Source organism: Vibrio sp. KMM 9700 (assembly GCF_058545285.1).
Genome location: NZ_CM178589.1, coordinates 572,163 through 592,745 on the forward strand (window position 1 = coordinate 572,163; position 20,583 = coordinate 592,745).

A 20,583-nucleotide genomic window follows, 5' to 3' on the forward strand; every position below is an offset into this window, starting at 1 on the left:
CCCTATCCGTTATCAATATGAGACTAGGGCTCATGAGCGCCGTTAACGCAGTTATTGGTTCAAATATGACGAATAAATTAGTTCGTTTGAATACCAACAATCAACCAAGGCTGATCAGCACGCGTCAAATCACGCTCTAAGTGCCAGATTTCATCGATATCTTCTTCGACGCCTTCTGCTGAATCACGATAACGACCACTAAATTGCAGACTTAGCTCTGCTTTGGATTGGTTGTAGTCACCACGTACGATTTCTGCATCCACGTACATTACTTCTGTGTGCTGCTCACCTTCAAGACTCGCACGTTCTGCTTTGAGGCTTTCAAATAGCGATGCATCGACATATTCTTGAATTGTATCCAGTTGATTGTAGTTCCATGCGCCTTGAATGGTGCGATAGTGCTCGCGTGAGCCTTCTACAAACGCATGCGCGTCAAAACCTGGAGGGAAGTTATAAGGTACGTCTGATTGACCTGTCGCACCAAAACCACCTGTTTGTGCGCCAGTGTTTGCGCCAAATGTTCCTTGATTTTCTGAGCTTTGACGTTCAAAGTTTTGCATATTTGCATCAAAGCTTTGGTTTTGCCCTGCGCCTTGATAAGCATTTTGATTCGCCCTTGGTTGTGGCTTGACACCGCGTGCATTTTTTATCAAGCGGAAAATCAGGTAGCCTAATAAGCCGAAAATTAAGATATCCATAAATTGAATACCTTCAAACGCACCACCAAAGAAAGCAGCTAATAGGCCACCAGCAAGTAAGCCACCTAAGATACCGCCAAATAGGCCTTTACGGCTATTATTTGTTGCAGCCTTATTGGCATTATTTTTTTGTGCATTGGATTGATTTAAGCTTGAAGTATTTTGCTTCGGCGCTGGCGCTGTTTTAAAACTCTTACCAAATGATTTCCCGCCACCGAATCGTTTTGCTTCCGCGACTGGTACTGTGGCAATACTAAACATCAGCAAGGCAATGATACTGACGATAAAGTGCTTCATTGTATTTCCTTTTTATTATAGATAATGAACAACCTAGGTATCATAGCGATTCGATCTGCAAAAAAGTAGTCTTCTCATGAATTCAATCGTTTCTAAATATTGCTATGTGTTATATTTAAACGCTAATATGGGTATTAAAATTGATACAATATCTTGATTTATCATTGTAAAATATAGTTACACTTAGAAAGATAAGTAATTTTTGAATCAAATTCGCACACTTGGGCTTTATGACTTGATCTTATCGAGAAAATCCCATCTTATGGTAAGTTGGGCTGTGACACTCTAAGTATAAAAACAGCATACAAAAACTAAAAAATATAATTTCACACAACACATTAACGAGACAAACTTATGGCGCGCCGCAACGATCATACCAAAGAAGAATTAGTCACCCTGACCTTAGATAGCGTAGATGAATTTTTAAAAGATAGACCCTACCAAGATCTCAGCTTACGTAAGATTGCCTCAATGATAGGCTATGCGCCAAGTACACTCGTCAAACTCTTTGGTAATTACAATTTATTACTATTAGAAACAGTTGGCCGAGCACTGGAAGAGCTTACTCAAGAATGCCAACAAGTTCTTCAACAAAATCTTTCGACTGTTGAAACCGTCACCCAGCTTGCCTATTGCTATCATGATTTTGCAATTAATAACCCACATCGCTGGCACCTTGTGTTTGAGCATCAAATGTATGGTCAAAATCTACCTGAGCATGCTAAAGCACGTATCGACCGAATTATGGGGTTACTGGAGTCACAAGTGCAAAATATTGCACCTGCAGGCATGAGTGAAGAGCAAATAATTGAAACGAGTCGTGTTTTATGGGGCTCTGTACATGGTTTAACTATGCTAAGTTTAGAAGATAAGTTTTTTGCCAACGAAAGCATTGATGGTAAAAGTTTGATTGCGAATTTTTTACGCAATTATTTTGCCAAATGGCAAGATTAAACGAGGTCTAAGATGAAACCCAGCGCACCGCTTGAAACTCAAGGTTCAGTATTAAAACATCGACAATTTCTGCCATTCTTCTTGACCCAGTTTTGCGGTGCTTTCAACGATAACCTATTCAAGAATGCGCTCATCCTATTTGTTACCTTTGCAGCAAGCGAGCAAATGGTATTGTCGACAAATATTTTTATCAACTTAGCGGCTGGGCTTTTCATTCTCCCTTTTTTCATTTTCTCAGCCAGTGCAGGCGTTCTTGCCGATCATATGGATAAGTCACGTCTTATCCAGTACACCAAGGCCTTTGAAATTGTGATTATGATTCTAGGGGCGGTAGGTTTTTATACGCAAAGTTATTTCTTTTTGCTTTTCTTGCTCTTTTTAATGGGCACCCAATCAGCTATTTTTGGCCCGTCTAAATATGCAATATTGCCTGTCCACCTAAAAGGCAAAGCGCTAATTTCTGGTAATGCCTGGGTGGAGCTTGGCACATTTTTAGCGATTTTATTCGGTACACTTGTCGCTGGTGTGATTGTCGATAGCCAAGATGCACAAAGCCTTGCTGCGATTGGCGTGTGTTTGATGGCAGTACTTGGGTTTATGTTTAGCTTATTTATCCCCAAAGCGCCTGCAAGTTTATCGCTCAAAGATTTTGAATTTAAACCCAAAGCCCACACCAAACAAACCCTTGCGATTTGTAAACAAGATAAAGGTCTTGGCTATGCAATTTTAGCTATTAGCTGGTTTTGGTTACTTGGCGCAACCTATCTTACTCAAATACCTAATTACACCAAGATTTATCTGTCAGAAAGTGCAAGCTCTGTGTCGATTTTACTCGCCCTCTTCTCCTTTGGCATCGCCATCGGCTCTCTCACTTCGGGCTGGCTTATCCGAAATCATCCCAAAGTATCGAGTTTATTACTTGGCGTACTTGGGTTAAGTGTGGCTGGCTTTGCGCTGCATTATTTTACCCCAGAGGCTGCGCAGAATAATTATGGCGTTGTCGCATTTTTACTCCATTTACACTTTTGGCCAATTTTTGGCTGCATCTTCCTCCTTGGCGTTAGCGGCGCTTTATTTATTGTTCCCTTATATATTTATCTGCAAAAACAAGCCCAAGATACGGTTCGCGCACAAGTCATTGCCGCCAACAATATCTTTAATTCTTTGTTTATGGTAGTCAGCGCCCTACTTGGTATCGTCACAATTAGCCTTTTCTCGTTGCAGATTGAAGATCTATTTTTGTTGTTATCAAGTCTCAATGTCTGTTTGCTACTCGCTCTTTTAATTAAACCAATCCCACATCTGAAAGCGCATTTGAGATCCTAAATCTGCTCGCTTACGTCTGCGACAACAATCCGTACCAATCCTCACGTTTAGTTAAATAAAATTAAACCTAGGATTAAGAATATAAAAACTTACTTGACCCTATTTTTAGTCTAGAATAGCGGCTTATGTTTTTTTGTTATAATTAAGGTTTTTAATGAATAAGAATACTGGGCGTTGGTCTATTTTTATTGGTTTTGGGCTGCTTAGCTTAACGCCTTGGATAAGCTCTCCGATTGCATTGACATTAGGCTTTTTACTTTCAACCTTTCACCTTTTGCCAGCGAATGTCCAGTTAACGTCAATGACGAAAAAGCTCTTATCTTATTCGATCATCGGCTTAGGCTTTGGGATCCACTTAGATGAAGCGATTGCAGCGACCTCACAAGGCTTTGGAATTATTGTCACGAGTATTTTTTGTACCTTGATATTTGGCTTTTTGATTGCACGTTTTATGCAAATTGAAAGAAAGACCGGCCACTTAATCGCTTCAGGCACAGCGATTTGTGGTGGCAGTGCAATTGCCGCTGTCGCGCCTGCAATCGGCGCAAAAGATCAATCTGTCGGCTTAGCGCTTGCCTGCGTATTTGTTTTAAATTCAGTGGCTTTATTTGTTTTTCCAATGATCGGGCATGCCATTGGGATGACTCAAACCCAATTTGGGACATGGGCGGCGATTGCGATTCATGATACATCATCTGTGGTGGGCGCTGCTGGCGCGTATGGCGAGAAGGCATTGCAAATTGCGACCACGCTAAAACTGGCGCGTGCTTTATGGATTGTTCCTGTAGCCTTTATCAGTGCGTTGGCTTTTCGAACCAAAAACTCAAAAATTACCATTCCGTACTTTATCGTTTTTTATATTTTGGCGATTATTTTTAGTGATCAAATGCCACAGTTTGGTGATATTTATCAAATCATCTATCAGGTTTCAAAACAAACCTTAGTTTTGGCCTTGTTTTTGATTGGCTGCTCGATTTCAGTTGAAAAACTTAAAGCTGCCGGTAGCAAACCATTAACTTATGCCGTTTTGCTATGGGTACTCATCTCGACTGCTTCACTGAGTTATATTTTATACGCTATCAAATAACAGCTTTTAATTAGCCTATTTTATGGGATTGAGTGGATTTTTGGCGACGCCAAGCAATCAAGCCAATCCCAATGAAAGCCGCAAAATGTGCGCAAGCCGCTGTCAGTTCTTGCGTGACACTTCCTATGATGATGAAAAAAATGCTTAGACACAGCAAAATTAGATCAATTGCTTTTTCCTGCTCTTGACCACTCTTATATTTAAATAAGGCTTGCAGCGTGGAGCTTTGTGCTAAATTGTTATCCGTTTGACCCTTTACGTTTTTATTGCTCATGTTTATTTCCCCAAAGCGAATACTGACTAATGCACAATCAATTATGGTCAGGCTTTGACGGTTTTAAAAATTCATTTTACTTCTAATTAATAACTAAAAACCCCTCAATATCCTTTCTTTTACTAAGATATGCGCCAGACGCATAGCCAAGTTTAAAAGCATTCAATATACTTCTGGCTTTGTCTTGCTAGAATACCCACCCTGGCCGTATCCCCAAAAAATGAGAAACTAACCATGTCAACAGCTTCAAAGCAAAACCACTCAAGTCCATCCCTTGCTAAGCAGCTCTTTGAGAGTACTTGGCCGATGCTATTTGGGGTTTTATCTTTGATGAGCTTTCAACTGGTTGACAGTGCTTTTATTGGGCAACTTGGAATTTTACCTCTGGCTGCGCAAGGTTTTACTAGCCCGATGCAAATGGTCTTTGTCGGTGTCCAAGTCGGCCTTGGGATCGCGACCACAGCCGTCATATCACGCGCTTTAGGTGAAAATAAAACCCTGTATGCAAAACAACTTGCAGGTTTAATTATTAGCATAGGAATTTGCGCTGTGATTGGGCTTGCGATATTAGTCTACGCTGTGCGTGGGCCTGTTTTAGGCATGCTTGGCGCAACCGATCAAGTCATTGCTGTGGTGGATGTGTATTGGCCGTATTGGTTGGTAAGTATTTTTGCCAGTGCCATGCTTTACTTTGCCAATAGTATTTGTCGCGCCAATGGGAACACCTTGATCCCTGGCAGCATGATGGTTTTTACCAGTGTGCTGAACTTTATTTTAGATCCGATTTTTATCTTTCAGCTTAATATGGGGATCCAAGGAGCTGCGATTGCTAGTACGCTAGCCTTTAGTGTTGGCTTTAGCATCTTAATTTATCAAATCATTAAGCAAGATTGGCTAAGCTTTGATTTTTCTGATCTAAATATCAAACAAAACCTACAAAAAATCTCGCATATTATGGGCCCTGCGATGGTAAGCCAGCTGTTGCCGCCTTTATCTTCGATGCTCGCAACCAAGCTTGTGGCAGGTTTTGGCTCAGCCACTATTGCTGCATGGGCGCTAGGCTCTCGTTATGAATTTTTTGCCATAGTGACAGTGCTTGCGCTAACTATGTCAATGCCGCCAATGATAGGCAAGTTACTGGGTAAAAACGAGTTTAAGCAAATTAAACAATTGGTCAAAATGGCGGTATTATTTATTTTAGCCTTGCAAGCGGCCCTCGCAGTGATCACTTATTTGCTCGCAGCGCCATTGGCGAACCTGATGACAATTGAGGCAGAAGTACGTCAAACCTTAACGATGCACCTGCAAATCGTCCCAATTAGCCTTGGCGCGCTCGGTGTGTGCATGCTAATGGTTTCTTGCGCCAATGCCCTGGGCAAATCTTATATCGCATTAATGATTTCAGGCTTGCGCTTATTTGCCTTTTTCTTACCTTGTATCTGGCTGGGTGCGTATATTGGCGGCCTTCAAGGTCTATTTATCGGCGCTTTACTTGGCAATATCTGCGCTGGAACTTGCGCCTATTTGATTTATCAAAAAACGATTCGCAAAATAATCAAGGCGCAACCAACTCTGTCACACAATAAGTGAAGCGCATTTATATTTCGGTGATAACGTTCTGATAATACTGTTTAAGCGCAGCACGTGAAATCTTGATCCCTGTGGCAAGTAAATCCTCTGGGATCAAATATACCGCATCTGGCCATTTGTATTTTTCAAGTTTAGTGCTTAAAAAAGCGTGATAATCTGTTATCGCTGCAACTTGATTTGCTTGCACAAACGCTATTGGTCGCTGCCCGTAGACTTTATTGGCAAAGGGGATCACAATCGCTTGGCGCACTCCTGGGTATTGACTCAGATAACGTTCAATTTCCTCACAGTGGATATTCTCACCACCTGAAATAAATTGATTATCGGCGCGACCTATGATGACGATTTCTAGTTCACCTGCGTTATTTTCACACCACTTCCCGAGATCTTTGGTGTCAAACCATTGATTATTTTCAACTAATGACGAAAGTACGCCTTGCTTGTAATAACCTTCGGCGAGCGTTTGGCCGCGCACAAAAATACGTGACTGCTCTATTTTTAATTCGCGATATGGTAAAACTCGGCCTGAGGTTTCCAGTGCGTTACACGACTTTGCCGTCACCGTCGATGCCATTTCTGTCATCCCGTAGCCAAGCCAAGTTTCAATTCCCATTTGCGTGGAGGTTAAAATCAAGCTTTGCGGGATATGACTGCCACCAAGCAGTACACGTTGTAATTTAATATTTGCTTTGTGCTCAGGGTTTCGCAGCGATTTTAAATGCTCAAGAAATCGGCCTAACTGCACGCCAACTAATGAAGCATGTGTGACCTTTTCAAGATCGGCATTGAGATCCCCCGTTGCCAAGTGCAAACATGCTCCTTGCGACAACCAGCGCCAGATGATCCCCATGCCAGAGACATGATACATAGGCAAACTTAACAGCCATGAATCTGTCGAATTAAATTCAAACCTTTCGATTAATCCTTGTGCACTTGCCATATGCGCTTGAGACGTATGAGCAACAGCTTTCGGCGCTCCGGCTGAGCCTGAGGTAAAGATCAAACTTGCGAAACTAGCTTGATGTTGACAACTTGTCGCATAATGCTCAAAAGTGCTGCCGCTTTCAGTTTGTCGCCAAACCCAGTTTGCACCAACCTGAATAAGTTTTTGTTCAATCACAGGATCTGGCGCAGGTGCGACCATGGCTGGCGTGACTTTTAAACGTAAACAAGCAAGATACATCAGCACCAACTCAGCAGAGTTTTTGCCAATCAACGCCATGACTTGTCGCGGCTGCACACCTTTATCGGTGAATGCATGACAAATCCGGCTTACTTCTTGATGTAAGTCCTGCCAAGTAAAGGATTGATTGTCATATTGATAAGCTATTGCCCAAGGACGCTGCTGTTGCCAGTGCGTTACCAAACATTCAGGCATTGGCTTTGTAGATAAGGCAGATTTTGTCATGAGACGCTTTCTTCCCAAACAAGCGTTTGAGTGCTTAGAGGCAAGCGCTCAAGTTTTGATCCCGGCCAAGCATCTTCCAATTGCGTTTGGAACAATTGTAAGGTATCAAGACCAGGGACCTGATCTGTTTGTAAAAAGTGATTGAGTCGGCGCAAATGATTGAGCCCTAAGCTTGATTCAATCGCAGAGCTTATGACAACGGCTTTATCCTGGCGATGTGCTTGCTTCGTAATCATTTGGCAACGCCCAACCGAGCCGATAAGCGTAGGTTTTATAACCCAAGCCGAAACCTTTGGATGCGCACCTGTGCTTGGATCTTGTATAAACTCAGTTAATTGATTATTTTGGACTGCCGCTTGCAAGGTTTCATCCCAAGCAATCTTCACCCCTGTTTGCTCAGCAAAACTTAGGCTTTGAGTTGGGGTTTGACACGGCTCTTCAATAAAGGCAATTCGCTGGATAAAGGTAGGGTTTATATAGGATGCAAACTTTAGGGCTTTGTCTAGGCTCCAAGCGCCATTGGCATCCAAACGCACTTTGAGATCTGGTATTGATTCTAGAAATAAATTCACTAGCATGCCATCGCGGATCGGCTCATATAAACCGACTTTAAACTTGGCAACTTTCTCCCCTTGCATGGTTTCAAAAACTGCTAGCAGTTCATCGGGATCGCCACTACATAAGGGCGCAACTTGCACCTTATCTGTCTTTGGCAATTCTTTATCAAGCAGCATTTGCGCCATCGACAAGCCAAAACTGACACTTGGCGGATAAGTATCAAATACATCAAAGCTACCAGTTTCAAGCCAAGCGCTTAAGGCTTGAATAAGGATAGGTTCGACGTCTGCAAGGCTTTCTTGACTAAAACCAATCAGCGGCGCAACTTCCCCTCTACCTTGTTTACCGTCTTGGTTTAATTCAACAATAAAGCCCTCTCTATAGTTGAGCTTTTGCTCACGTAAGATCACGCCAGAATCCATTGCTAATTGATAGCGGTAAAGTTTTGCATTGCGCATAAAAATAAAAACATCCGAAAAAGAGAAAAATTAACCTAAACAAGCGGCAATAAAACGGTTAATCGCTTGAGTAAATGCAAGCGGCTGCTCACTATGGGCATTATGCCCTGCATCTTTAATCGCTTGATAATGCAGGCCACTTTCTTTGGCCAGAGTGACAAACTTTTCGTCATGTTCCCCACAAAGGTATAAGAATGGCGTCTCAAGCGCTTTGATTTTATCGAGTAAATATGGCTGTTTAGCAAGCGAGGTCGCGCGAAGCATACGCGCCACTTGAGTGCCTAAATTTTCGCTTCGCAAACGAATATAATTTTCTTTTTGATCTTCTGTTAAAGAGGCAAAAACCGCTTGGCTATACCAATCCTCAAGCACTTCTTCAATCGCTTCAGTGGCAAAATCGCAGGCCCATGCATTATCGTTTTCACGACGAGCAATTTTTGCGGTTTCATCTTGCAAACCAAAGTTGCCGCCTTCAACCACGCACGCCTGGATATTCAGTAAAGGGAAGCCCTCTTCAGCAAGTCCATACATCAATAAGCGCCCACCCAGAGAATAACCAACCAGAATTACTGGCATATCTTGGGGTAAATCTTGTTTCGCTAATTGTTGTAAAATTGTCGCTTGGATCTGCGCGCAGCTTTGTTCAAAACCAGATGTTTGGGCGCTACTGCCTAAGGCCTCCAAACTGCAATAACGACTCGCACCATGGCAAGGCAAGTCAATGCATAAAACATGCTGACTTTTAAGATAGGATAAACACGTATACCAATCTTTCGATGAACCTAAGAAACCATGCAAAAATACCACAAGTGCATCTTTTTGCCCTTGGCTGTGTGAAACATAATAACTAGCGAGCATAATCTTGTACCGTTTTGACTATCATTTGAATGTTTTGCGCAGCCTGCCCTGAAATCGCATCGATCTCAATGAGTAAACCAGACCGGCACCTTTGTGCTTGAAAGTCATCAATATAACGAGAAATATCTTCGATAATAGATTGGATGCTTTTTGCTTTAGTGTATGCCAGTTTAAACTGTTTTGCTGCATCTTCAAATTGATATCCATGAGGCATTTGATAGAGCGTTTGCTTTTGCGCATCAGGCACAGGCAACATATCAAAAATCGCACCACCATCATTATTGGAAACCAAAATCACAAAAGGTTGGCAAACTTGAGTCGCCAGTGAAAGTGAATTGAGATCATAGAGCAAAGACGTGTCGCCTAAGAGACATAACTGAGCTTGATTACGCGCACGTTGCACGCCAATAGCAGTTGCAAGCAAGCCGTCAATGCCAGATGCGCCGCGGTTAGTAAAGACTTCACAATTAGGCAAAGCGCTAAACATATCAATCAGGCGCACCATGAGACTATTGCCAATAAATAGATCAGGATGCTGCATGCCAGCAAGCACTTGGGGCAGCTTATACGCAAATAAGCACTCACATATATGATCGTGATCTGTCCACTTCGGAAAAGTTTGATGCATGAGACTGACAAAGTCATCACGCTTACTCAGCCAAAATGATTTGGTATGCTCAAAGGTATGTTGATTTTGATAAAGGCTGGTTAAATAAGCTAAGCACTCACCTACAGCAACACGCATGCGATGTTGAGGTAAATTATCTGGATTGAGCTTAGGAAGACTTGGGTCAATCAGCCAATAGCCGGCTTGATGCGACTCAACTTGGGTTTTGATCCATGCAAGCAAACGCTTAGACACCAAGCGTCCGCCAAATTGAAGGATAACTTCAGCTTCCTCAAACCTTGCTTTATATTGCTCAGCTTGCAGCCAAAGATCATAGTGCTGAAACTTAGTCGATACCCCTGATTGCGGATCAGCAAACACAGGCCAGCCTAAGTTTTCACCAAATGCTTTGATTTTAATCGCTTCATCCAAAGACACTGCGCCAATAATAATCACGCCCTTTTTAGGAAACAAAGAAATCAGCTCTGCGGTGGAATCACCAAAATTGCTATACAAGGCATCATATGCGTGACGCCAGCTGCGACTTGCCAAATTAAACTGCTGCGTCAGCCACTCTGATGTCATAAACTCGAGTAAGCCTTGGTATTGAGTCAATTCATCTTCTGATTGGATATATAAAGGTTCAGGATATGGACAATTAATATGCAAACTGCCGCGATATTGCGCCTGCTTCGCAAGACCAGACAAAATGTCTTTAAACACTTCGCTTAAACTCTCTTGCTCAGAAGGTGACTCAAGTAAGATTTCTTGCGTCACATGAGAGGAGTAAATTCCTTTTTGCACTATCGCTTGATTCGCTCCCACCCCAATCAGCTCTGCGGGTCTGTCCGCAGTCAAGACGATCAATTGTTCACGGGTTAAACCCGATTCGACAATTGCGGGCAGCAGGTTTGCGACCGCTGTGCCTGAGGTAACAATCAGCACAACAGGTTTTTTTGACGCTTTGCTCAGACCTAAACCTAAAAAGCCCAAGCCTCTTTCATCAAAGTGGGTATGAATGGTCACTTTGTCAGGGTCAGGTTTTGCACTAGATTTATCGGCCAATAATAATGCTTCTAACGCAAGCGGAGTTGAGCGCGATCCAGGTGCGATACAGATATCGCGTGCCCCAGCGTGGTAAATACAAGCAAGTAAGCCTCTTGCCCACGTCCGATTTAAGCCAGCTTGACTCATGAGTGCCCTTCTCCTTTTGATGGCAGAATGATATTTGATTGCATGCACTTACTCTGAAATTTCTGTTTCACTAACAAATAAACTCAATAAGGTTGAAATTTTACGATCAAGCTCTTGCCATTCAAATTGTGCCTGCGAGCCCGGCACTATGCCGGCGCCGGCGTATAACGAAACTTGTTCTGATTCAATCATGGCACTACGAATAGAGACGCAAAATTCAGCATTTTGATGACTAATAAAACCCAGACTACCGCTATACCAATTGCGCTCAAATGGCTCATATTGACGTAAAAATTCAAGTGCAGTATCCCTTGGCAAACCTGCGATAGCGGCTGTAGGTTGAAGGGCTTCTAATAATTGTGAGCCGAAAACTTCTTGTTTTAAAACCGCAGATACTTTTTTGCGTAAATGTTGGACTTTACGCAGGCGCACCAACTCAACATGCGATTGAACCACGACTTGATCACAAATCGGGTTCAAACGTTGCATGATATCATTCACAACAAATTGGTTTTCGCGGATGTTTTTCTCATCATTAAGCAGCCAATTAGACAACTTGGCATCTTCCTTTGGATCATCACTACGGCCGATAGTCCCAGCCAGTGCCTCGGTTTCAACATGTTCAAGACTACGTCGATACAGGCGCTCAGGGGTTGAGCCAACAAAAGCTTTGTCTGGATTAAAACAAAACATAAAGTGGTAACTACGTAAGTTTTTTTCACGGCTCGCTTTGAGTAAGCTTGCGGCGCGAATGGATGTTTCCAAATGGACTTTAGTTTGCCGAGCTGGCACGACTTTTTCAAACTCATTGTGCGCCATTTTAGCAAGCGCCGTGTCTAAAATCTGTGCCCAGTGTTCAAAGTTTGGCGCGTGTACAAGACTTGCTTTTTGCGGCGTCAATTTTTCCAATGCTGGATAATCTAATACCAGGGCTTTAAGACGCGCGATTAAGAGATTAATGTCACCATTAAGATTGATATGTAAACGCCAGGTTTCATCGACTCTAGCCAGCTCGATTTGCGGTAAGAAAAGGTAGGTGTGAGCAGTGCTTGACGCTTGCTCATCAAATGGTTTTCCGCCCCAGACTCTTTGATCCTCAGATAAATCAGCATAAACGTTGAGAGGATCGTGATAACTTAATGCCGCGCCCAGTGCGAGCACTTCTTCATGTGCATCGCGGCTTTGCCAATAAAACTTAGGGTATATGGCTTGCGCATCAAACCAATCTATAGGTGAAAAATCTTCAAGTGAGACAACTTGAGTCAAACGTAAGCTTTGCAGGGGATCAAAACCTGTATCCACGTTGCAAATATCTGTGAGCTGAGCAATAAATTGGTTAATTGCTTGTTGAAATGAAACCAACGGAGCCTCTCGCATTTTAGCAATTGATTTACAAAATATAAGCATATCAAAAAATGATATTTTTTACCTAAATTTCGCTGCCTTTTTATGATTTTATTTTAAAAAATTATCTTTAAATTCAGGTCTAAGCAAGATATTCTGGCAGGATAAAATTATTATATAAAATACTTGTATAAAAAGGCAGCTTGCTATGAAACACATCGAAATGTCATCAAAACTCAATAACGTCTGTTACGACATTCGTGGCCCTATTTTGAAACATGCGAAACGCATGGAAGAAGAAGGCCATAAAATCATTAAATTGAATATTGGTAACCCTGCCCCATTTGGTTTTGATGCCCCAGATGAAATCTTAGTCGATGTGATCCGTAACCTTCCTACTTCGCAAGGTTATTGCGACTCAAAAGGCATTTATTCTGCGCGCAAAGCTGTGGTTCAGCACTATCAAAAACATGGCTTGCGTGATCTGGATGTGGAAGATGTCTACATTGGTAACGGTGTGTCTGAGCTTATCGTGATGGCAATGCAAGCCCTTTTAAATAACCAAGATGAAATTTTAATTCCAGCGCCTGATTATCCGCTGTGGACGGCGGCAGCCTCGCTTGCTGGCGGCACACCTGTGCATTATATCTGTGATGAGTCCTCAGATTGGTATCCTGATCTTCAAGATATGGAATCTAAAATCACGCCCAAAACCCGTGGCTTGGTCTTAATTAACCCAAACAACCCAACAGGCGCTGTGTATAGCCGTGACTTTTTACTTCAAGTGGTTGAACTGGCGCGTAAGCATAATCTGATTATCTTTGCCGATGAAATCTACGATAAAGTCTTGTACGACGGTGCAACCCACACCTCGATTGCAACCCTTGCTGACGATGTTTTAATGGTGACGTTTAACGGTTTATCCAAAGCATACCGCGTATGTGGTTTTCGTGGCGGTTGGATGTTCTTAACAGGTCCTAAACATCAAGCCAAAGGCTATGTGGATGGTCTGGATATGCTCGCCTCAATGCGCCTGTGTGCCAACGTACCAATGCAGCATGCGATTCAAACCGCGCTGGGTGGCTATCAAAGTATTAATGAACTCATTTTACCGGGTGGACGTTTGCTTGAGCAACGTGACAAGGCTTATGATTTAATCACTCAAATTCCGGGGATCACTTGCGTCAAGCCAAAAGGCGCGATGTATTTATTCCCGAAAATTGATACTAAAATGTACGGTATTAAGGATGATCAAAAGTTAGTTTTAGACTTTTTGATTCAAGAAAAAGTGCTGCTTGTACAAGGCACTGGCTTTAACTGGCACAAGCCAGATCACTTCCGCATTGTGACCTTGCCACACGTTGAGGACTTAGAAACTGCGATTGGCCGTTTTGAGAAGTTCTTAACCACTTACAAGCAGAAATAAGCTTATTGACTGAAGCAAAAGTTATTTTTATATCAGCGCAGCCAAGCAACTTGATCGCGTTGATATAAATTTAACGCTTCAGCGCCGCTCAGATAATAAAAGGAAAATAATCTCAGATATGGAAATCAGCCACTTCTTTGCTTACCTCGCACGCATGAAACTTATTCAGCGCTGGCCTTTAATGCGTTCCATTTCCAAAGAAAACGTTTCAGAGCATAGCTTACAAGTTGCCTTTGTCGTGCATGCCCTTGCCCTGATTAAAAATAAAAAATTCAACGGTGACTGCGATCCAGCGCAATTGGCACTATTAGCTCTTTTCCATGATTGCAGTGAAGTGATCACAGGTGATCTACCCACGCCAATTAAGTATCACAATGAAACCATCGCCAGCGAATATAAAAAAATTGAATTGGCGGCAGAAAAACAACTCGTCGCCATGCTGCCCGAAGAGTTTCAAGAAGACTTTGCGCCCTTAATTGAAGCTGAGCGCATCCTGCCTGAAGATAAAGCAATGATAAAACAAGCAGATATGCTGTGTGCCTATGTAAAATGCTTGGAAGAGCTTAGTGCCGGCAACCATGAATTTAAAAAAGCAAAAGATCGTTTAGAGCAAAACTTAGCGAAGCGTGAAACCCCAGAAATGCGCTACTTTTTAGATGTCTTCGTGCCAAGCTTTGAATTAAGCTTAGATGAAATCAGCTAATCACATTGAGTGAATAGAATAAAAGTAAGGGAAGTTATGAGCCAAGATGGCAAGCAAGCCGAGTTTACATCTGCTGTTGATCCCTTGATCTGGCAGCAAAGATTTAGCCAAGAGCAAAAACTACGTAAAGATGATCATCGAGACGGCTATGGCCGCGACCGTGCGCGCGTCCTGCACAGCGCAGCCTTTCGTCGTTTGCAAGCTAAAACTCAGATTCATAGCATAGGTGAAAGTGACTTCTATCGTACCCGCTTGACTCATTCGCTTGAAGTGTCGCAACTGGGCACTGGGATCACCGCGCAAATCTTGCGCAAGCAACCCGAATATCAAGCCTTGCTGCCTTCTGATGCCTTAATGGAAACCTTGTGTCTGGCGCATGATATTGGCCATCCACCTTTTGGCCATGGCGGTGAAACTGCGCTCAATTATCTGTTACGCGATCATGGCGGGTTTGAAGGCAATGCCCAAAGTTTTCGCATTTTAACCCACCTTGAGCCTTATACGCTGGAGCACGGGATGAACTTAACCCGTCGCAGTCTGCTTGGTTTAATCAAGTATCCAAGCCTTATCAGCCAAATGTCTTCATTAACACCTAATTTGCGCCATCTAAAGCAAGACAAGGTACTGCTTAAAGCGTCAGATTGGCTGCCTTTAAAGGGTATTTATGATATTGATAAAAGCTGCTTTGATTGGGTCCTAGCCCCCTTTGATGAGCATGATAAAGCCTTGTTTATCAGTGTGAATCCAGAAACCCAAAAAACTCGCTTTAAGTCTTTAGATTGCTCGATTATGGAACTTGCCGATGATATCGCCTATGCGGTGCATGATCTTGAAGATGCGATTGTGATGGGGCTTATCAATGAGAAGAAGTGGTTTACCCAAGCACTGCCGAATCTTGCCAAGTGTGGCGACAAATGGTTTGAAGAGAATGCGAAGCTTTTGAGTGAAATGCTTTTTTCTGAGGAACATTATCAACGGAAAGATGCCATTGGCGGCATAGTAAATGCATTTTTAACCAGTATTCATATTGCGCCAACTGATTTAGCTCAGCCACAACATAGCTTTCATCATCCCTTGCTTGCATTTAATGCTTATTTATCCCCAGCGATGGAAAAAGTCTTAGCTGTGTTTAAGGATTTTGTATTTGAGCATGTGATCAAACGTCATGATGTGCAATTGCATGAGCATCAAGGTCAGCAAATGATTATTCGTTTGTTTGAAGCTTTTCAATCTGATCCTCTGCGCTTATTGCCACCGCAAATCAAAACCAAATGGCAGGCGGCTGAAGCAAATCCGGGTTTGCAAATGCGGATTATTGCAGATTATAGCTCAGCAATGACAGATGCAGATGCCAAACGCTTGTACCATCAAATGTACCCTTAGCTTCAAGCTAAAGTTTTAAGTTTTAAGTTTTAAGTTTTTGGGCGAAAGCTCGCTTGTTTAGCAATCATATGCTGAAAACTTTCAAGTAAAGGTTCAAACTTAGTTTCAGGCTCAAGACAAGTTAATGCGTAATATGCCGCTTCCAAGGTAGATAAATGCTGCTCGCTTGGCGCTTTACGGATTTGATATTCCCCTGTAATGCCATCGGCTAAATGTACACTAGGAAATTGATGCAAACTTGGGTTTAATTGAAAGATTTTATAAGCTTTTTTCCATGTTCCATCAATTAAAATCAAGCGAGTTTGCGCTTTTCTTGTTTGCTCGCGCGCAATAAAAGCTTCGAGCGTTTGGCTTTCTTGATTGGGATAGAGAAGAATATGCTGATAGTTAGTATCTTGAAGCAGATCTTGAAAGGCAGGTTCTTGTTCAAACACTTCACCGATAAAGTGATGTACCTTAACCGCCTGATGATTAAAACTAAGGGGTAGAATATAGGCGCTGCCCTTTGGATGCTTGGCTTCTTTAATGTGCTGCAATAAAATAATTTCTGATTGTATATCAATAGATTGAATATGCTCACAAATACAAATCTGCTTAGCTTTTAAACACTTTGGGCAATAGCGGGACACGATATTCTCTTTTTTAGCAAACCAAGTGTCATAGGATACAAATGAAAGCCACAGATGCAAAGCTTATTTATACCCTGATTACTATTTCTGCTGTCAGTTTTCTAGCGCAGGCCTTTGATCTCGTTTCAATATTCGCTTGGTCAAGAGAGGAAATTTTTGATTGGCAACTTTGGCGCATGCTAACGGGGCACTTAGTGCATACCAATTTTTGGCACATGGCGATGAACCTTGCCGCATTATGGTTGATTTGCTTTATCTTCCGTCAGTCATTTCAGCTCAAAGCCTTTGTGATTGTCTTTTTTGATGTCTGCTTTGTGATAAGTTGCGTCTTATTTTGGAGTGATTTTAATCAATATGTTGGCCTGTCTGGGGTCTTACATGGCTTGTTTGCTTTTTACAGCTTACAAGAAATAGTACAAGGCCGAAAATCAAGTTGGCTGCTATTTATTGGCCTGTGGCTTAAAATTGGCTATGAACAAATCTATGGGGCAAATGCATTAACCGAAGGGCTGATTGAAGCGCAGGTTGCAACCAACGCACACCTTGCCGGCGCAATCACTGGCGCCTTATATGTTTATTTGATCCGATCAATAAAGGCTTACCTTTAAGTGCTAAAGATAAGCCTTGAATCATATATTTGTCATTGAATCGCTTTTATTCAAACAAGAGTCGGGATTTATTTTTCTCAACCGTGGCTTGTCCAATTCCTTTGACTGCGACCAAATCTTGCGCCGATTGGAATGCGCCATTGGCTTCACGATAATCGACTATCGCTTGCGCTTTATTTTGGCCTATCCCAACAAGCAAGGTTGCTAGTTCATCTGCCGATGCCTGATTCACATTGACGATCACTTCAATGCCTTCGTATACATCTGCGCGTACATCCGTATCTTGCCCAACTGGCGTGGTTTCAAGCAAGGTTTTCGGCGCATCTGCGGTTTGGCTGTTCATCGCCACTTGCTGCTCATTTGCATAAACTTGCAGACTTAATAAAGTGAAACCTGCGCTCAAAACTATTGCGACTGTATGTTTTTTAATTTGCTCAAACATCAGCATCCCTCCAAAATTTATCTTAAACATGATCAGTCCATATTGATTGGCTTGGCGCTTATAATCTTGCCTAGATGCCAAACTCAACTTAGATACTAGATAAAATTAAACAGAAGCTGTGTCTTAAACATGATAATCAGATATAAAAAAACCGCAACTCTCGCTGCGGCTTTGATTTTTTTGCTAAATATTGTGCTTATTAAAGCTGTGCTTAGCTTTGTGTATCATCAATTGCGTAATATTTTACATCAATGATTTCACGTAGTTGGTTAATCCAAGCTTGTTGATCTTGCTGAGCATTTTCACCTTGAATCATTTGCTCAAGTTGTGGCTTCATTTGCTCTGCTTGATCAGAAAGACCTACTTTATCAAGCGCAATAATAATTGTATTGCCTTGCTCATCCACTGCATTGCCGTAAACAGATTTATCTGCTTGTGGTTTTGGCATCGCATACACATTACGTGCAAGTGGTGAACTGCGATCAATGGTTTGCGCCTCAGTAAAGCTTAGTTGGTTTTTCTCAAGCACTGAGTCATCACCTGATTGCAGTGCTTTAACAACGCTTGCAGCAAGCTCAAGAGCATTCTGTTCACCTTTTTGACGCTTCCACGCCTCGGTCGCTTGCGCTTTCACTTCTTCATATGGCAGAACCGTTTGCTCACGCATATCATCTAAACGAACAACGATTAAATGCTCATCGCCAAGGTCAATCGCTTCTGAGTTCAAACCGTCCTCTTTCACTTCACCGGTTTGCAACGCTGCAATCACATCAGGGTTTTGCAACACAGCCGGCGCATCTTGCTCTGAGATAAAGTCAGTGTGAACCACTTTGCCGTCAACAACTTTTGCCGCTTCATCCAGTGAGTCTGGTGATTCAAACGCAGCTTTTTCTAGTTGCTCTTGAAGATCATAAAACTCATCCAGTGCTTTGTTGTGCTTCAGTTCAGTTAAGATATCATCTTTTACATCCGCAAATGGCGTCACAGTTTCTGCTTTAATATCTTCAAGCTTTAAGATGTGATAACCAGAATCGCTTTTAACCACATCTGAAATATCACCTTTGGTGTGCATTGCAAAGGCTGCTTTTTCAAAAGATTCATCCATTACGCCGCGTTCAATCCAGCCCAGATCACCGCCATTTTTAGCGCTGCCTGCATCTTCTGAATCACTTGCTGCAAGCGCCGCAAAGTCTTCACCCGCTTTTAACTTAGCTAAAATTGCTTGTGCTTTTGCTTCGTCATCTTTAACAAAGATATGTGCAATTTTGCGATCGCCACCAGCAGCATATTTGCTTGCATTTTGATCGTAATAATCTTTTGCATCTTGCTCTGTTACTTCCACTTGAGCTTTTAGCTTATCAGCTGAAAATTCAAGGTAAGAAACTTTATATTGCTCAGGACGCGTAAATTCTTGTGGATGGGCGTCATAATATGCTTTGACGTCTGCATCTTTAACTTCAACTTTTGTTGCAAATTCAGCCGTATCAAGTGTAATCGTGCGAATCGTACGCTCTTGGCCAATCAGTTTAGCTGCAAAATCAACCTCGTTATCCAGCACAAAATCACTGCCTTGTGTCGCCATTAGAACTTGGTTACGTAGTAAATCTTGACGCAAAGTTTCAGCAAAGCCATCTGGTGAATAACCGGCATTACGTAAGGTTGCGGCATATTTATCTTGATCAAATTGACCATTGGTTTGGAAAGCAGCCATAGTCACAAGTGCTTGATGCACAGCGTCATCAGAAACATGTAAACCCAATTCTTTGGCATATTGCTCGATAAGCTCGCCTTGTACAAGCTGCTCAAGGGTCTGCGCGCGCAATTGCTGCACATAATCAGGGTTACCCATTAGCTCACCAAAAGCGCTGCCTAATTGCTGCTGCATGCGGTTACGTTCGTTTTGATACGCTCGTTCAAAGTCTGTGCGGCTAATGTCTTCACCACCAACTGTCGCAACAGCGCTGTTACCGCCACCGACAAGGTAGCTACTCACACCCGCTAACACGAATGAAAGAATGATGAGGCCTAAAATGATTTTTATCGCGATGCCATTCACGCTCTCGCGCAGTCGATCCATCATAATCTATTTGCTCTCTTTTAAATGAGGTTGGATGCCCTGATGACGGGCGGTCTAGCATTACCCAAACTTGTTTGAATATGTTGGGAAAAGATAATACCAGAAATAAAAAAGCGCACCAAGATGATGCGCTAAAATAAAGGCTCAAGCAGGCTTAAAATAAGTCACTTAGCGCAATGTGTAACCTAAGATCGGATGAAGCGTCAAGCGCCTAACCCAACCAGATAATTCTTAGTTACAAGCTTCTTTTAGAGCTTTACCTGGTTTAAATGCAGGTACTTTCGCTTCTGCAATTTGGATTTCTTCACCAGTTTTAGGATTACGGCCTGTGCGTGCTGCGCGAGTGCGAACGCTGAATGTACCAAAGCCAACTAGCGCAACTTGATCGTCAGCTTGAAGGGTTTCAGTTACCGTGTCAATCAGTGCATCCAATGCACGACCAGCTGATGCTTTTGATAAATCAGCATCTGCTGCAATTTTTTCTACGAGTTGAGTTTTATTCACTTTAATACCCCTTAACTACCGCTCGTTGCGGTTATTATCCATTTTCAAATAAAAATAATTTTGCTTATTAAGCCTTAAGCTTATTTTACTTAAGGCTTAATCGTTGAAGATGTATTGTGAGTTCACATTGAATTCAATGCAAGCTAAAAACATCCAAA

19 protein-coding genes are annotated in these 20,583 nt (G+C 42.3%); 8 read left to right on the plus strand and 11 right to left on the minus strand.

The window, feature by feature from the left end; genetic code table 11:
- Nucleotides 1–77: 77 nt before the first annotated feature.
- Nucleotides 78–995, minus strand: a complete 918-nt coding sequence (locus AC2VOY_RS02555; protein WP_491832075.1) for a Tim44 domain-containing protein — start codon at nt 993–995, stop codon at nt 78–80.
- Between the two features lie 354 nt (nt 996–1,349).
- Between AC2VOY_RS02555 and AC2VOY_RS02560 the strand changes: the two genes are divergently transcribed.
- The 3 genes from AC2VOY_RS02560 to AC2VOY_RS02570 all read left to right on the plus strand — a co-directional run bounded on the left by AC2VOY_RS02560 (nt 1,350) and on the right by AC2VOY_RS02570 (nt 4,362).
- On the plus strand, nt 1,350–1,949 hold the full coding sequence (locus tag AC2VOY_RS02560) for a TetR/AcrR family transcriptional regulator (protein WP_491832076.1): 600 nt from the start codon (nt 1,350–1,352) through the stop codon (nt 1,947–1,949).
- A gap of 12 nt (nt 1,950–1,961) precedes the next feature.
- Nucleotides 1,962–3,275 carry an MFS transporter gene (locus AC2VOY_RS02565; RefSeq protein WP_491832077.1) on the plus strand — a complete coding sequence of 438 codons (1,314 nt, stop codon included), beginning with the start codon at nt 1,962–1,964 and terminating at the stop codon, nt 3,273–3,275.
- A gap of 154 nt (nt 3,276–3,429) precedes the next feature.
- Nucleotides 3,430–4,362: a YeiH family protein gene (locus tag AC2VOY_RS02570; protein ID WP_491832078.1), complete on the plus strand. Its 933-nt coding sequence runs from the start codon at nt 3,430–3,432 to the stop codon at nt 4,360–4,362.
- Between the two features lie 10 nt (nt 4,363–4,372).
- Here AC2VOY_RS02570 and AC2VOY_RS02575 read toward each other — a convergent pair whose 3' ends face one another.
- Nucleotides 4,373–4,636, minus strand: a complete 264-nt coding sequence (locus AC2VOY_RS02575) for a hypothetical protein (RefSeq protein ID WP_491832079.1) — start codon at nt 4,634–4,636, stop codon at nt 4,373–4,375.
- Nucleotides 4,637–4,870: 234 nt separating this feature from the next.
- On the opposite strand from AC2VOY_RS02575, the gene AC2VOY_RS02580 reads away from it, so the two are divergent.
- Nucleotides 4,871–6,226, plus strand: a complete 1,356-nt coding sequence (locus AC2VOY_RS02580) for an MATE family efflux transporter (RefSeq protein WP_491832080.1) — start codon at nt 4,871–4,873, stop codon at nt 6,224–6,226.
- Between the two features lie 7 nt (nt 6,227–6,233).
- Here AC2VOY_RS02580 and menE read toward each other — a convergent pair whose 3' ends face one another.
- The 5 genes from menE to AC2VOY_RS02605 are packed head-to-tail and all read right to left on the minus strand — an operon-like array spanning nt 6,234 to nt 12,671.
- Nucleotides 6,234–7,634 carry an o-succinylbenzoate--CoA ligase gene (gene menE, locus AC2VOY_RS02585; protein WP_491832081.1) on the minus strand — a complete coding sequence of 467 codons (1,401 nt, stop codon included), beginning with the start codon at nt 7,632–7,634 and terminating at the stop codon, nt 6,234–6,236.
- Nucleotides 7,631–8,650 carry an o-succinylbenzoate synthase gene (gene menC / locus AC2VOY_RS02590; RefSeq protein ID WP_491832082.1) on the minus strand — a complete coding sequence of 340 codons (1,020 nt, stop codon included), beginning with the start codon at nt 8,648–8,650 and terminating at the stop codon, nt 7,631–7,633. Before menC ends, menE begins: the two co-directional genes overlap by 4 nt.
- 30 nt (nt 8,651–8,680) lie before the next feature.
- Nucleotides 8,681–9,508, minus strand: coding sequence for a 2-succinyl-6-hydroxy-2,4-cyclohexadiene-1-carboxylate synthase (gene menH / locus AC2VOY_RS02595; protein WP_491832083.1), 828 nt, complete (start codon nt 9,506–9,508; stop codon nt 8,681–8,683).
- Entirely contained in the window at nt 9,498–11,309 is a 1,812-nt protein-coding gene (gene menD / locus AC2VOY_RS02600; protein WP_491832084.1) for a 2-succinyl-5-enolpyruvyl-6-hydroxy-3-cyclohexene-1-carboxylic-acid synthase, read from the minus strand. Before menD ends, menH begins: the two co-directional genes overlap by 11 nt.
- Before the next feature lie 48 nt (nt 11,310–11,357).
- On the minus strand, nt 11,358–12,671 hold the full coding sequence (locus AC2VOY_RS02605; protein WP_491832085.1) for an isochorismate synthase: 1,314 nt from the start codon (nt 12,669–12,671) through the stop codon (nt 11,358–11,360).
- Between the two features lie 190 nt (nt 12,672–12,861).
- Here AC2VOY_RS02605 and AC2VOY_RS02610 point away from each other — a divergent pair, with 190 nt between their 5' ends.
- From AC2VOY_RS02610 to AC2VOY_RS02620, 3 genes are all read left to right on the plus strand, one after another.
- Nucleotides 12,862–14,079, plus strand: a complete 1,218-nt coding sequence (locus AC2VOY_RS02610) for a pyridoxal phosphate-dependent aminotransferase (RefSeq protein ID WP_491832086.1) — start codon at nt 12,862–12,864, stop codon at nt 14,077–14,079.
- A gap of 118 nt (nt 14,080–14,197) precedes the next feature.
- A complete protein-coding gene (gene yfbR / locus AC2VOY_RS02615) occupies nt 14,198–14,782 on the plus strand; it encodes a 5'-deoxynucleotidase (protein WP_491832087.1) in 585 nt (194 codons plus the stop codon).
- 36 nt (nt 14,783–14,818) lie between these two features.
- Nucleotides 14,819–16,165: an anti-phage deoxyguanosine triphosphatase gene (locus tag AC2VOY_RS02620; protein WP_491832088.1), complete on the plus strand. Its 1,347-nt coding sequence runs from the start codon at nt 14,819–14,821 to the stop codon at nt 16,163–16,165.
- A gap of 29 nt (nt 16,166–16,194) precedes the next feature.
- On the opposite strand, the gene AC2VOY_RS02625 is transcribed toward AC2VOY_RS02620, so the two are convergent.
- A complete protein-coding gene (locus AC2VOY_RS02625; RefSeq protein WP_491832089.1) occupies nt 16,195–16,794 on the minus strand; it encodes a tRNA-uridine aminocarboxypropyltransferase in 600 nt (199 codons plus the stop codon).
- 41 nt (nt 16,795–16,835) lie between these two features.
- Between AC2VOY_RS02625 and rrtA the strand changes: the two genes are divergently transcribed.
- Nucleotides 16,836–17,402 (plus strand): rhombosortase, encoded by a 567-nt coding sequence (gene rrtA, locus AC2VOY_RS02630; RefSeq protein ID WP_491832090.1) that lies wholly within the window; start codon nt 16,836–16,838, stop codon nt 17,400–17,402.
- A 46-nt stretch (nt 17,403–17,448) separates the two neighbouring features.
- On the opposite strand, the gene AC2VOY_RS02635 is transcribed toward rrtA, so the two are convergent.
- The 3 genes from AC2VOY_RS02635 to AC2VOY_RS02645 form a co-directional block, all read right to left on the minus strand.
- Nucleotides 17,449–17,745 carry a ComEA family DNA-binding protein gene (locus AC2VOY_RS02635; RefSeq protein ID WP_491832989.1) on the minus strand — a complete coding sequence of 99 codons (297 nt, stop codon included), beginning with the start codon at nt 17,743–17,745 and terminating at the stop codon, nt 17,449–17,451.
- A 310-nt stretch (nt 17,746–18,055) separates the two neighbouring features.
- Nucleotides 18,056–19,924 (minus strand): peptidylprolyl isomerase, encoded by a 1,869-nt coding sequence (ppiD, locus tag AC2VOY_RS02640; protein ID WP_491832091.1) that lies wholly within the window; start codon nt 19,922–19,924, stop codon nt 18,056–18,058.
- Between the two features lie 228 nt (nt 19,925–20,152).
- Nucleotides 20,153–20,425 (minus strand): HU family DNA-binding protein, encoded by a 273-nt coding sequence (locus tag AC2VOY_RS02645; RefSeq protein ID WP_491832092.1) that lies wholly within the window; start codon nt 20,423–20,425, stop codon nt 20,153–20,155.
- Between the last annotated feature and the right edge of the window lie 158 nt (nt 20,426–20,583).

Excerpts from the sequence above, each read along its gene's own strand:
- AC2VOY_RS02555 (WP_491832075.1), bottom strand. The coding sequence starts at position 995 with ATGAAGCACTTTATCGTCAGTATCATTGCCTTGCTGATGTTTAGTATT.
- AC2VOY_RS02560 (WP_491832076.1), top strand. The coding sequence starts at position 1,350 with ATGGCGCGCCGCAACGATCATACCAAAGAAGAATTAGTCACCCTGACC.
- AC2VOY_RS02565 (WP_491832077.1), top strand. The coding sequence starts at position 1,962 with ATGAAACCCAGCGCACCGCTTGAAACTCAAGGTTCAGTATTAAAACAT.
- AC2VOY_RS02570 (WP_491832078.1), top strand. The coding sequence starts at position 3,430 with ATGAATAAGAATACTGGGCGTTGGTCTATTTTTATTGGTTTTGGGCTG.
- AC2VOY_RS02575 (WP_491832079.1), bottom strand. The coding sequence starts at position 4,636 with ATGAGCAATAAAAACGTAAAGGGTCAAACGGATAACAATTTAGCACAA.
- AC2VOY_RS02580 (WP_491832080.1), top strand. The coding sequence starts at position 4,871 with ATGTCAACAGCTTCAAAGCAAAACCACTCAAGTCCATCCCTTGCTAAG.
- menE (WP_491832081.1), bottom strand. The coding sequence starts at position 7,634 with ATGACAAAATCTGCCTTATCTACAAAGCCAATGCCTGAATGTTTGGTA.
- menC (WP_491832082.1), bottom strand. The coding sequence starts at position 8,650 with ATGCGCAATGCAAAACTTTACCGCTATCAATTAGCAATGGATTCTGGC.
- menH (WP_491832083.1), bottom strand. The coding sequence starts at position 9,508 with ATGCTCGCTAGTTATTATGTTTCACACAGCCAAGGGCAAAAAGATGCA.
- menD (WP_491832084.1), bottom strand. The coding sequence starts at position 11,309 with ATGAGTCAAGCTGGCTTAAATCGGACGTGGGCAAGAGGCTTACTTGCT.
- AC2VOY_RS02610 (WP_491832086.1), top strand. The coding sequence starts at position 12,862 with ATGAAACACATCGAAATGTCATCAAAACTCAATAACGTCTGTTACGAC.
- yfbR (WP_491832087.1), top strand. The coding sequence starts at position 14,198 with ATGGAAATCAGCCACTTCTTTGCTTACCTCGCACGCATGAAACTTATT.
- AC2VOY_RS02620 (WP_491832088.1), top strand. The coding sequence starts at position 14,819 with ATGAGCCAAGATGGCAAGCAAGCCGAGTTTACATCTGCTGTTGATCCC.
- rrtA (WP_491832090.1), top strand. The coding sequence starts at position 16,836 with ATGAAAGCCACAGATGCAAAGCTTATTTATACCCTGATTACTATTTCT.
- AC2VOY_RS02635 (WP_491832989.1), bottom strand. The coding sequence starts at position 17,745 with ATGAACAGCCAAACCGCAGATGCGCCGAAAACCTTGCTTGAAACCACG.
- ppiD (WP_491832091.1), bottom strand. The coding sequence starts at position 19,924 with ATGATGGATCGACTGCGCGAGAGCGTGAATGGCATCGCGATAAAAATC.